The sequence below is a fragment of the Gordonia lacunae genome (genome assembly GCF_002149015.1).
In the GTDB taxonomy this organism is placed as follows: Bacteria; Actinomycetota; Actinomycetes; order Mycobacteriales; family Mycobacteriaceae; genus Gordonia; species Gordonia lacunae.
On the sequence record NZ_NGFO01000002.1, the window covers coordinates 22,099 to 34,638 of the forward strand.

The following is a 12,540-nucleotide window of genomic DNA, read 5'->3' on the forward strand; positions in this document are numbered from 1 at the left end:
ATCAGCCTCGACCCCGGGCACGTTCGGAAGCATCACCCGCCCGCTGCGGGAACAGCTTTCGCATCCGGGCATCCTGCCGGAGGATCAGCTCCCGACGGTTGGGCCCGTTGATCTCCGCCACACGTTCGGCATTGCCGCCCGCGACCCAGACCGGCCCATCGGCAAGATGGGCGAGGCCTTCCCGGGCAACATCGTCGGGCTCACTGATGCCCGATGCACCAGCGAGATTCATCCCGGCACGCTCCATCGCCGGTGTTCGGGTGACTCCCAGCACCAATTCGAGCACATCGACGCCGTGGTCACGCAGCTCCAGCCACAGCGACTCGGCGAACACGCGACCGAACGCCTTGACCGCGCTGTAGATCGACAGGTGCTTGCCGCCGAGATAACCGCTCATCGAGCCGATGAGCAACAGACCGCCACTCCCCCGCGCACGCATCCGGGCACCGAAGTGGTGCACGAGAGCCAGCTGAGCGGTGATGTTGAGGTCGATGACACTGTGGAAGCGTCCCAGGCCCCCCTCGACGAACTCACTTCCGTAGGTGTTCGCGCCGGCGTTGTAGATGAGCATCCCGACATCCAGATCCTCTGTCTCGGCGATTATCCGACCCGCCGATGCGGCCTCGGTGAGGTCGAGCGACAGTGTCCGCACCTCGACTCCGCATTCCCGCACCGCGTCAGCGGTCTCCTGCAACGGCCCTGGTTTGCGAGCGACGAGGACGAGATTGATCCCGGCCTCGGCGAGCCGATGCGCAAACGCGGCACCAACCCCCTCGGATCCGCCCGCGATCACGGCCCAGGGGCCGTACTTGCCCGGGTCGACGAGCTTCGACCCATCGGTGTCGGTGTCGGTCATCGTTGTCCACCTCTCGGTTTCATCCATTGCACGTCGCGACTGGTCACCAGTCGACGAAGGGCACGATGGTGCGCAGCGGGACGCTCGCCAGCGTCTGGACCGCCGAATCGTCTCGGCCGTATCCATGCTCGGTGTCGAACGCGGCGGCCGCCTCCTGGAGGCGCGTGGTCGTCGACGCGAGATCGTCGTCGATGTACACCAATCGGATTCGCATCGAGCCGGCCGGATCGTCCGCGTTGACCCGTGGGCGCATCGTGACGTTCTGATGGTGGCTGAAGCTGAATGTCCACACGCCCGCCACCCCGGCGAGATCGAGAAGTTCCGGTATCAGCTCGCGATCCTCGGCCGCATGGTGCTCGTGCGCGAGAACACCGCGCGCGTCGTCGAATCGGGTGAGTGTGAGGTGAACACCCTGATTCGGGCGGAACGGCAACACCTCGGCCGAGACGAGTGCCGATGGCGCCGCGTAACCCTTGACGGGCCGAAAGAATCCCAGGAGTGGCCGCTGGACTCCGGGGATCAGCGGCCCGCGCCCCCACTCGAACGAATCCGCGCCGAGCTGATTCCACTCCGCGACCGACTTCTCGACGGGGTTGTCGAACCAGTACATCGCAACGTAGTCGATCGCGTCGAATTCGTCGTTCACACAGGGACTTCCGGTCACCTCGACGTTGCGCGACCAGCGTTCACCCCACGCGACCCCGGGAAGCGCGAGATTCTCTGGCCGGTGGTCCATCAGGTGCCATCGGTTGTAGTCCCGATGGTTCTCGGGTGTGTTGTCCGAGAGCGCGACGAACGAGAAGAACGCCAGCGGGAAGCGAGTCACTCGGGTGCCTCCTGTCGTGTCATGGAGCAGCCGTCCTGTTCTCTGACGGCGCTGTCCTACCGTGCATGTGCTTCGCTCAGCCGGCCGCCGCGGCGCTCACCCCGGCCCGACGCCCGAAGAAGCTGCCGTCCCCCAGACTCGCGCCGCTCGCGTACCCGCCGGCGCACACCCCCGAGGTGCACCGGCCGGCCGCGTACAGGCCCGGTATCGGAACACCGGAGACGTGCAGCACCTCGGAGTCGACGGTGGTCTTCAACCCGCCGAGGGTGAACCCGCCCGTCATCCCCCGCAGATCGTAGGCAGCCACCGGCGTCGAGATCGGCTTCAGCCATTGCGATTTCTTGCCGAACAGTGGATCGGTTCCGTTGGCGGCGTGCATGTTGTAGAGATCGACCGTCGCCGACAGCGAACCGGTGGGCAGGCCGATCTCGGCTTCGAGCTCACCGACGCTCTCGCACACCCACTTCGGCGTGGCACGCATCATCGCACTGGTCGACTCGGTGGTCAGCGCCTCCTCGTACGATGCCTCGTCGATGATCACGAAGGCCTCGCCCCCTTGGTTCAACAGCGTCGCCTGCCCGATCCGGCCGGGATAAGTGTCCTCGGTGACAAACCGCTGGCCCTGTCCGTTGACGAGGATCCCACGGGCCATCAACTGCGGGTCGCAGAAGATCGCCACCTCGGTCGCGTCCATGTGCGCCGTCGCCGCGCCGAGTGCTTGACCCATCAGAATCGACCGGCCGTCGTGACTCTCGATCGAGGCCGCGGGACGACCTTCGATCTGCGGCGCGTGATCGTGGAGCATCGTGTCGTCGTAGGCGAAGCTCCCGGTCGCGAGGACCACGCCGCGACGTGCACGGATCGCCATGTCGTTCCCGAAACTCCGTGAGACGACGCCGACCACTCGTCCGTCGTCGTCGACGACCAGCGACCGGATGCTGTTGTCGTACAGCGTTCGGACGCCCAGATCGTCGACGAAATCGAGGAGCGGCTTCATCAGCATGTACCCGCCGGCCTGCTCGCCGCCGGTGACCGCCGCACGACGTGGGAGGTGTCCACGCGGCGCCGGCGGGATGGTCGCGTTGAACGGCGCGGCATTCTCTCCGCCCGAGTACATCAGGCCCTCCCCGTGAGGAGGTTCCCATCCGGGCTCGCCCCAGAATGATTCGTCGAAGACGACACCCGCACCGACGAGCCAGTCGTAGTGCTCGACACTTCCCTCGCAGTAGACGTCTATCTTGGCCTCGTCGACGCCGGGTCCGAGCGCGGCCTTCATGAAGGACTTCATGTTCTCGACCGAGTCGTCGAACCCGAGCGCCCGTTGCAGGGCGGTTCCCCCGCCCAGGTAGATGAATCCACCGGACATCGCCGCGGCGCCACCACCGCCGCCGAGCCGTTCGAGTGCCACCACGTCGGCACCGGCCCGCGCGGCCTCGATGGCCGCTGCCGCACCAGCCACCCCGAGTCCGGCGACCACGACGTCGGCCTCATCGGTCCACTCGATCTCAGCGGCCGAGACCGGCATCAGTGTCCCATCGTTCATGTCATCCTCCTTCGACGTGAATCTCATTCATTCATCGCCACATCGGGAGGGGTATCCCCGATCCCGGACACCGGGAGGGTTTGCCGTCGGAGTGCGTCTGTCTTCCAGCACGACGACGGCGGACCGAATGACATCGGCCGCCGTCGTCGTGGTGTGGCCGGTCAGACCCCGGCGTTCGCGTCCTGCTTCTTCTTGAGCTCGAGCGCGATGTCGATGAGCTGATCCTCCTGGCCACCGACCAGTTTCCGGCTACCCGCCTCGAGGAGGATCGCCGCGGCCGAGACGCCGTAGCGTTCGGCGTGACCCTCGGCGTGTTTGAGGAACGAGCTGTAGCAACCGGCGTAGCCCATCATCATCGCGGACCGGTCGACCAGGCACTCCGACGGCATGGCCGGCCGGACGACATCCTGTGCGGCGTCGGCGATCTTCATGAAATCGACCCCCGTGGTGATGCCGAGCTTGTCACACACACCCACGAAGGCCTCGGTGGGCGTGTTGCCGGCGCCCGCCCCGAAACGCCGGATCGAGCCGTCGATCTGTTGCGCGCCCGCGCGGATCGCGTTGACCGAGTTGGCAACCGCGATGTCGAGGTTCTCGTGCCCGTGGAACCCGACCTGCGCGTCGTCGCCGAGTTCGGCCACCAGGGCCTCCACCCGAACGGTCACGTCCTCGAGGACCAGCGCACCGGCGGAGTCGACGACGTAGACACACTGACACCCGGCATCGGCCATGATGCGGGCCTGCTTGGCGATGACCTCCGGAGGCTGGCTGTGGCTCATCATCAGGAACCCGACGGTCTCCAGGCCGAGATCGCGCGCGAGTCCGAAATGCTGGATCGAGACATCGGCCTCGGTGCAGTGCGTCGCGATGCGGCAGATCTGACCGCCGTTGTCCTGCGCCGCGCGGATGTCGTCCTTGGTGCCCAGCCCCGGCAGCATCAGGAAGGCGATCTTCGCGCGCTTCGCCGTTTCGGCGGCGGCTTTGATCAGCTGCTGCTCAGGGGTTTTGGAGAAGCCGTAGTTGAACGACGACCCGCCCAGGCCGTCACCGTGGGTCACCTCGATGACCGGCACGCCGGCCTCGTCGAGGGCGCCGACGATCGCACGCACCTCGTCCTCGGTGAACTGGTGACGTTTGTGGTGGCTGCCGTCACGCAGCGACGAGTCCGTGATGCGGATGTCGAGGGCGTCGGAGTACTTGCGCGCGTTCGCCATCAGCTTCGGGTCACGCGGTGTCAGAACCACATTGGTGCTCATGCGGGGACTCCCAACTTGGTTTTCGCGATCTCTTCGCCGACCTTCGTGGCGGCAGCGGTCATGATGTCCAGATTCCCGGCGTACGGCGGCAGGAAGTCCCCTGCACCCTCGACCTCGACGAAGATCGACACCCGGGCGTGTCCGCCGTTCAGGACGCTCGGCGGGTCGAACTGGGGGTCCTGCAGCAACCGGTATCCCGGCACGTAGGCCTGGATCTCTTTCTCCCGCCGGTGAATCGACTCGGCGATCGCGTCGGTGTCGGCATCCTCGGGGATGGCACAGAAGATGGTGTCGCGCATGATCATCGGCGGGTCGGCCGGATTCAGGATGATGATCGCCTTGCCGCGCTGCGCGCCGCCGATCGTCTCCACTCCCGCCGAGGTCGTCGCGGTGAACTCGTCGATGTTCGCGCGGGTGCCCGGCCCGGCCGACACCGAGGCCACCGATGCGACGATCTCGGCATACGGCACCGGCACAACCGAACTCACCGCGTGCACCATCGGGATGGTCGCCTGACCACCGCACGTGATCATGTTGGTGTTCGGTGCATCGAGATGCTCGCGGAGATTGGCCGGGGGCACCACCGCGGGGCCGACGGCAGCCGGGGTGAGGTCGACGGCGATGATGCCCGCCTCCTCATACTTCGGCGCGTACTCGCGGTGCACGTACGCCGAGGTCGCCTCGAAGATCAGATCCGGACGCTCCGACGACGCCAGCAGTTCGTCGGCACCACCACTCATCGTGATGAGGCCATGATCGGCCGCGCGCTTCATGCCCTCGGAGGCGGCATCGATGCCGACCATCCAGCGCGGCTCGATCACCTCGGAGCGCTCCAGCTTGTACATCAGGTCGGTGCCGATGTTGCCCGACCCGATGATCGCTGCGGTCAGCTTGGCTGCCACGGGTTCCTCCTCTTGCTCGGTGAAAGCTGTTGTTGTCTCGGTGAATCGAGGGACACTTCGCGTCAGGTGAAATCGAGTGTGACGCTGCCCAATCCGGCGAAGTCGGCCACGAAGTGATCGCCCGACGAGATGTCGATGGCCCGCGTCGCGGTGCCCGGGAGGATCACGTCGCCCTTGCGCAGGCGCACCCCGAAGCCCTCGACCTTGCGCGCGAGCCAACTCACGGCATTCAGCGGATGACCCAGCACCGCCGACGAGTTGCCCTTCGCGACGATCTCACCGTTGCGCGTCAGCGTCGCCTCGATGTCACCGGTGTCGATCTCGGAGATCGGGACGCGTTGCTGACCGAGAATCCAGCCACACGACGACGCATTGTCGGCGATCGTGTCGCCGAGCGTGATCTTCCAGTCCTTGATCCGGGAGTCGATCAACTCGATCGAGGGCACCACCCAGGCCACCGCGTCGATCACATCCTCGTTGGTGCATCCCTCGCCCGGCAGGTCCTCGCCCAGGATGAAGCCGACCTCGACCTCGACGCGCGGAAAGCAGAGCTTCTTGGCATCGATCGGGGTGTGCTCGAAGTACTGCATGTCGTCGAGCAGATGGCCGTAGTCCGGTTCGTCGACGCCCATCATCTTCTGCATGGCCTCGGATGCCAGGCCGACCTTGTGCCCGGCGACCTTCGCCCCGGCGTCGAGCCGCTTGCGGATGTTGATCAGCTGGATCTCGTACGCATCGACCACATCGAGGTCGGGGTGGGCGTCGGTGGGGCGGTCGATGGCGGTCGCCGACGCCTCCGCCCGCGCCAGATCGGCCGCGATCTGCTCACGAATCGACTGGTCAACCGCCATTTCGCCTCACTCTCGTACACCTGGGGGAACGCTCACCACCGTGGTGGTACCGAAGCGCATCACTCAATTCTAGAACACGTTCTAATATTCCGGAATCCCGTTGCACCGGATCCGGGTCGACGTGACCATGCTGATTCCACTACGTCTGTGCGCTCCGTTGGCCGGAGAGTCCATTCAGCGGGACCGTCACCGCCACGGTCAGACCGCCACCGAGCCCTCGGTTCCCATGTACGCGCGCTCGATTCGCCCCGGTTCGGCGAGCAGAGCCGACGCCGAATCGTCGATGAGCACGTTCCCGTGCACCACCACGGCCGCGGTGTCCGCCACACTCAGGGCGAGGTGTACATGCTGTTCGACGAGGACGACCGCCATCCCGGTGTCGGCGGCGAGGCGCCGGAGAACATCGAGGATCTCGTCGACGATCACCGGCGCGAGCCCCATGCTGAGCTCGTCGATGAGCAGGACCTTCGGCCGCTGGACGATGGCGCGGCCGATCGCGAGCATCTGCTGCTCACCACCGGACAGTCGCCCCGCGTCGATCTTCAGCCGTTTCTCGAGAGAGGGAAAGTACTCGATCACCTGGTCGACGGCCGCGGCCCGCCGACTGCGCTCCCGCACGGCCAGTCGGAGGTTCTGCACCGTCGACAGCTGCCGGAACAGCGCGCGATCGTCCGGCACGAGCACCATCCCGGCACGAACCGCGTCACGCGGACGCCCGCCGGCGAGTGATGTCCCGTCGACCGCGACGTCACCGCCGAATCGCGGCAGCATCCCGGAGAGTGCCATCAGCAGCGTTGTCTTGCCCGCGCCATTCGGACCCAGCAGACATCTGATCTCGCCCGGCTCGACAGTCAGGTCGACATCCCGGACGCACGGCCGCTGCTTGGTGTAGCCCGTCGTCAGTCCCTTACATTGCAGCGCGCTCACGACAGAACCTCCTGAGTGCTCGTGGTCTCGGTGACGGTGGACTGGGTGGCGCTGTGCAGTTCCGGGATGACATCGGGGTCGACATCTGCGGCGCCGCTGGGCATCCCGAGGTAGGCACGGACAACGGCATCATCGGTGCGGATCTGTTCGGGCGTTCCGGTCGCGATGACCTTGCCGAGGTCGAGAACCACGACGCGGTCGCAGATCGACAGGACGAGGTCCATGTCGTGGTCGACCATCAGGATCGAGGTCCCGGCGTTGCGGGCCATCCGCAGCCGTTCGCCCAGCCACCGGCTCTCCGCGGAGTCCAGCCCGGCGGCCGGCTCGTCGAGCAACGCGACCCTCGGCGATGCCGCAAGCACTCGTGCCACCGACACCAGCTGGCGCCGGCCTTGGGAGAGGGTGGCGACCTCGGCGTCGGCCATCTCGTCGAGCCCGACCATCTGCAGCACCTGTGAGACCCGATGGTCCACCGGCACATCCGACCGGGACCGGCTGGCGCCGACGGTGACGTTCTCGGCGACGGAGAGGTCGTCGTACAGCTCGACGTCCTGGAAACTCCGCCCCAAACCGTGCCGACTGCGGACGTGCGGGCGCAGCGTACTGATGTCGCGGCCACCGAGCATGACCGCGCCGGTGGACGGCGCGAATCCGGTCACCGCATCGATGATCGTGGTCTTCCCGGCGCCGTTCGGTCCGATGAGTCCGACGATCTCGCCCGGATAGACCTCGAAGGACACGTCCTCGGCGGCGACCACCGCACCGTAGCGGACGCCGACACCGGCCACCGCCAGAACCGGATCGGTGCGGTCGATCGTCGGCGCCGCATCGCCGGAGGGCGCGGGACCTGCGGCAGCCGATGCCTCGCCTGCGGTCCGCCGCAGCGCGGGCAGCGCCGGCCAGGGGATGCGCGGCAACCGGCTCGCGATACCGTCCGGGTTGGCCATCACCGAGACGATCAGCAGGATTCCGCTGATCAGCGTGTAGTACTCGCCGATGTCGGCCGCCCGGTCGAGGACGATGTACAGCAGACCGCCCGGAGCCATCAGGCCGGCCAGGATTCCGCCGGTGATCGAGGTGATGCCGGCGATGTACATGACCGCGAACAGACTGATCCCCAGGAACACCGTGAACGACTCGGCGGTGGCGAGGGTCTGCTGGTAGCCGAGCAGGGAGCCGCCCAGGCCGGCGATGAACGCACCGATCCCGAAGGCGGCCAGCTTGGTTCGCGACACATCGATGCCGGTGGCCGCCGCCGACCGCTCGTTGGCGCGGACGGCCAGCATGTCGGTCCCCAGTGTGCTGCGTCGCAGCCAGGCCACGCCGAGCCCGACGAGCACGAGCACGATCAGGCACAGGACGCCGAACGCGAGGCGCGGGTAGTTCTCCCCGGCGCCGATCCCCAGGTCGATCCCGAAGATCCGCGGAGTGTCGATGGGCGCGCCGGTGACCCCGCCGTTGAGCGAGGGATTCCGGAACCAGAACGCCTCCAGGAAGACCGCGAACGCCAGGGTCACGACCGTCAGCGGGAGACCCCGGACGCGCAGGGCCGGCAGACCGACCACGACACCGAGCACGGTGGCGACGGCCGCCGCGACGATCGGCGCGAACGGGAACGGGATACCGAGGTGGGTGTTGAGGACAGACAGCGAGTAGGCGCCCACGCCGGCGAGGGTCAACTGCGCCAGCGACACCTGCCCCGCATACCCGGTCACCACGACCTGGGACAGTGCGACCACGGCGAAGATGATGCTGGTGATCACGGCCGCCCGGTAGCTGCCGGTGGTCAACATCAAGGCGACGACGGCCACTGCGATGGAGACCAGTGCAGGGAAGAGGATCCGCTCCGGACGGGGCGCCCGGCCCAGGGCCTGTCGCACCAACGCACCACGATCGGGGAGCGGCCGTCCTTTCACCACCAGGAAGCCGAGGATGAGGATGAGTGGGATCGCCTCGGAGAGGCCGGTTTTCGGAAGCCAATCGAAGGTGTTCTGCAGATTGGTCGCCTCGGACTGCAGGGCGCCGATCGCGATCCCGGCGATCACGGTGAGCCAGATCGACGAGAAGTTGCCGACGAGCGTCGCGGCGAGCGCAGGCACGATGAACATCGTGTAGGCGACCGGATTCAGCGAGACCAGCGGGGCGATGAGAATGCCGCCGAGACCCGCCAGGACCGAGGACAGCGCCCAGTTGCTGAACGCGATCTTGTCCGGCGACAACCCGGTCAGGTAGGCGCCCTTCTCCGATTCTGCCGCCGCCTCGGTCGCGACGCCGAACCGGGTGTAGCGGAAGGCGAGGGTGGTGACGATCGCGAGACCGACGACGCAACCCGCGAGCCACAGGCGATCGGTCGGCGCGACGCTGTCGCCGATCGGGATCGTCTTCATCGGGAAGATCGGTTCCACCAACGGGATCTGGGTGCCTACGCGCTGGGCGATGACCGCCTGCAGCACGATCATCAGCCCGATCGACGCCACCGCCTTGGCCACGACAGAGGCATTGCGCATGGGCCGGAAGATCAGCGCATAGCAGAGCACACCGAGAACAGCAGCGATCGCGAGGGCGATCGCCATGGCCGGGACCACCCCAAGCGGTCCACCGAGGTGGATCGACTTGGGGAGTCCCGGTATCGGGACCATCAGCTCCCCCGTCCTCAGCAGGACGTAGGTGTACGCGGTGTACAGCGCAACCGCGCCGGTCGCGAAGTTCACGACGCCGGAGCTCTTGAAGGTCATGACGAGCGCGAGCCCGATGGCCGCGTACACCGCCCCGTTGCCGAGGCCGAGCACGAGATAGGAGAGATGGTCAGTCATGTCGTTTCCTCTTGTGCCGGAACGCTTACGCGGCCGGCTTCTGTCCGGCGAGCTTCAGGTCGACCGGGACACCCTGATCGTTGATCGTGCCGTAGAGCATCTGGCTCGAGCAGAGGGACGGCATCTGCGGGAAGGCAGTTCCGTTGCAGGTGAATGTGATTCCGCCGCCGGCGGGCATCTCGATGTTCTTGCTCGTCTTCAGTGCATCGGCGATCGAGGCCGCGTCGACATCACCTTGGATACCGTCGGCCGCGCGCACCAATCCGAGGAGCACCTGGTAGCCCGAGGAACCGGGGCCGGTGATCGACAGGTCGGGTGCGTACTGACCGAGGACGCTCCGGTACAGAACCGAATCCGGCTCGTCGGAGAGATAGTCGGTCGCGGTGACGCCGAGGTTGCCCTTGATCGAGTCGATGCCGATCACGTTGGTGACGTTCGGGTCGAGGCAGGTCGGGATCAAGATCTTCTTGACCGTCGGGTCCTGGGTCTGGACCGACTTGAGGACCGCGGCACAGGTCGCCGCGTCGGCCACGACGCTGATCCCGTCCGGCTTCTCCGACAGACCGGCCGAGACCATCGGAGTCGGGTCCGGCACGCCCAGCGGGATCGGCACGACGTTGAGATCGATGCCCATTCCCTGGAAGATCGGACCGCCCATCTGACTGATCACGGTGCCGATGCCACCGCCGTCGCTGGCGAAGACGGTGACCTTTTTCAGGCCTTCGCTCTTCGCGGCGGTCGCCGTGGTGGTGAGCGATCCCGGCAGTCCGGCCGACAGCGCCGACACGCCCGGCGAGGTGAGCTCGGCGGCGGAGACGGCGTTGAGCGTCACGTACGGGATCTTGGCGCCGGTGATGATGGGGACGATCACCTGCCCCATGGACGTACCGGGCGAGAGCACCGCAGCGACACCCTGTTCCACGAGCTCGTTGGCACATTTGGTGGCCGACGTGGGCTCTTCCTGCTGCTTGCAGACGACCAGGTCGACCGGGTGCCCGGCCAGGCCGCCGCCGTTCTGGTTCACGTATTCGACTGCCGCTTCCGCGCCCTGCCGGTACTCGGGCAGCGAGACCGCGGCACCGCCCTCGGCGGAGATGAAGCCGATCTTGACAGGCGTGCCGTCGGCCGGGTCGGCGGGCAGGGACGTCGTCGCCGCCGACGGTGCGCTGCTGCTCGAGGAATCGTCACTGCCGCATGCCGTCAGGCCGACCACGCTCACAACCGCGAGCGCGCTCAGGCCGGCCACGGCTCGCCGATGGCGAGTCAGTCCACCGAGTTTCATAACAGGTACTCCTTCACAGAACTGCGAGGCCCGCGCATCGGACAGGACATCCCACACATCGGCTCCCCCGCGTGATTCGCATCACCCTCCGGGTGCAAGCAGTGAATTATGTGCGCACGCGATGCCGATGCGAAGACAGCAGTTCCCGGTCACCGGGACATTCGTCGAGCTCTCCGCCCCGCATTCCCTGCGGCGCCCTGACCTGCACAGAAACCGCCCCGGGCCGCGGAGGACGGAGCGGGGCGGTTGGTGAGGCGAACGAAGGAGATCCGTGTCAGCGATACGGCGTGAATCCCCGGAACCGTCGGACGTAGCCGATCAGGTGCCGGATCGGCACCGCTCGCGGCCAGTCCTTCGCACGGAAGTACGCGTCCGAACCGCCGTCCACGAAGAGCACACTCCCGCAGAGGAATCGCGACGAGTCGGACAGCATGAACAGGACCCAGTCGGCGAGATGCCCGGCATCGCCGAATCCCCCGATGGGGACCGGGAAGCTTCGGATGGCCTTCGCCTCGGTCGGGGTCGCCAGCTGCTTCTCCAGCAGCGGGGTCAGGATCGCACCGGGCGCCAGCGCATTCAGCCGGATGCCGGCGCCCGCCCACTCACGGGACACGGCTGCGCGCCGCACCCAGTGACTGACCGCCAGCTTGGAGCCCGCATAGACGATGGGCGCGGCCTGCTTGCCGAAGATCCGCACCGACCGGCACACCTTGTCGATGTCCCGCTCGGCGAACGCCGCGAGGGTACGCGAGGGCACCGCGGGGACGGTCGTGGTCGAGTTGCTGGAGAAAACCACCACCTTCGCCTCGTCGGCAGCGGCGAGGGCGGGCCGCCAGCCCTCCAACAGTTCCACGACGCCCAGATAGTTGACCTCGGCGATGAGTCGGAGCCGCTCCTTCCCCGGCGTCGGCCCCAGACCCGCGGCGAGAACCGCACCGTCGAGCCGTCCACCGGCTGCCGCAAGGACGTCGGCGATCGCCCTGTGCCGCCCGTCCGCGGTGGACAGGTCCGCGAGGACCTCGGCGTCGACGAGGTCGACGCCGATGACCGTATGCCCCTGTGCGCGTAGCTTTTCTGTGACGGCACGGCCCATTCCCGACGCCGATCCGGTCACCACGTAACACTTCACCGCTCGTTCTCCCATCTCGCGCTCCGCTGTCTCGATGACGACGGCACCGCACTGCCGCCAATATTTGACACACTAGGACAAAAATGGTCTGCTCGATAGGTGTTACCCGTCGACGATCCGCCCTCGCCACCCTCCCCGGGCCGCCGGCGCGGTCG

General features: G+C 66.9%; 10 protein-coding genes. All 10 read right to left on the reverse strand.

Annotated elements, in window-relative coordinates; translation table 11 throughout:
• Position 1: 1 nt before the first annotated feature.
• A complete protein-coding gene (locus CA982_RS01905; RefSeq protein ID WP_086533886.1) occupies positions 2 to 856 on the reverse strand; it encodes an SDR family NAD(P)-dependent oxidoreductase in 855 nt (284 codons plus the stop codon).
• A gap of 43 nt (positions 857 to 899) precedes the next feature.
• Positions 900 to 1,682 carry a hypothetical protein gene (locus CA982_RS01910; protein ID WP_086533663.1) on the reverse strand — a complete coding sequence of 261 codons (783 nt, stop codon included), beginning with the start codon at positions 1,680 to 1,682 and terminating at the stop codon, positions 900 to 902.
• 76 nt (positions 1,683 to 1,758) lie between these two features.
• On the reverse strand, positions 1,759 to 3,225 hold the full coding sequence (locus tag CA982_RS01915) for an FAD-dependent oxidoreductase (protein ID WP_086533887.1): 1,467 nt from the start codon (positions 3,223 to 3,225) through the stop codon (positions 1,759 to 1,761).
• A 161-nt stretch (positions 3,226 to 3,386) separates the two neighbouring features.
• Positions 3,387 to 4,481, reverse strand: coding sequence for a 4-hydroxy-2-oxovalerate aldolase (dmpG, locus tag CA982_RS01920; RefSeq protein ID WP_086533664.1), 1,095 nt, complete (start codon positions 4,479 to 4,481; stop codon positions 3,387 to 3,389).
• Positions 4,478 to 5,383, reverse strand: a complete 906-nt coding sequence (locus CA982_RS01925; RefSeq protein WP_086533665.1) for an acetaldehyde dehydrogenase (acetylating) — start codon at positions 5,381 to 5,383, stop codon at positions 4,478 to 4,480. Before CA982_RS01925 ends, dmpG begins: the two co-directional genes overlap by 4 nt.
• Positions 5,384 to 5,445: 62 nt before the next feature.
• Positions 5,446 to 6,234 (reverse strand): 2-keto-4-pentenoate hydratase, encoded by a 789-nt coding sequence (locus tag CA982_RS01930; protein WP_086533666.1) that lies wholly within the window; start codon positions 6,232 to 6,234, stop codon positions 5,446 to 5,448.
• A 198-nt stretch (positions 6,235 to 6,432) separates the two neighbouring features.
• The gene (locus CA982_RS01935; protein ID WP_086533667.1) at positions 6,433 to 7,161 is read right to left on the reverse strand and encodes an ABC transporter ATP-binding protein; all 729 of its coding nucleotides are present in this window, start codon (positions 7,159 to 7,161) and stop codon (positions 6,433 to 6,435) included.
• The gene (locus tag CA982_RS01940; RefSeq protein WP_086533668.1) at positions 7,158 to 9,974 is read right to left on the reverse strand and encodes a branched-chain amino acid ABC transporter permease/ATP-binding protein; all 2,817 of its coding nucleotides are present in this window, start codon (positions 9,972 to 9,974) and stop codon (positions 7,158 to 7,160) included. The genes CA982_RS01935 and CA982_RS01940 overlap by 4 nt, the downstream gene beginning before the upstream one ends.
• Positions 9,975 to 9,999: 25 nt before the next feature.
• The gene (locus CA982_RS01945) at positions 10,000 to 11,256 is read right to left on the reverse strand and encodes an ABC transporter substrate-binding protein (RefSeq protein ID WP_086533669.1); all 1,257 of its coding nucleotides are present in this window, start codon (positions 11,254 to 11,256) and stop codon (positions 10,000 to 10,002) included.
• 274 nt (positions 11,257 to 11,530) lie between these two features.
• Positions 11,531 to 12,400 carry an SDR family oxidoreductase gene (locus tag CA982_RS01950; RefSeq protein ID WP_143412512.1) on the reverse strand — a complete coding sequence of 290 codons (870 nt, stop codon included), beginning with the start codon at positions 12,398 to 12,400 and terminating at the stop codon, positions 11,531 to 11,533.
• Between the last annotated feature and the right edge of the window lie 140 nt (positions 12,401 to 12,540).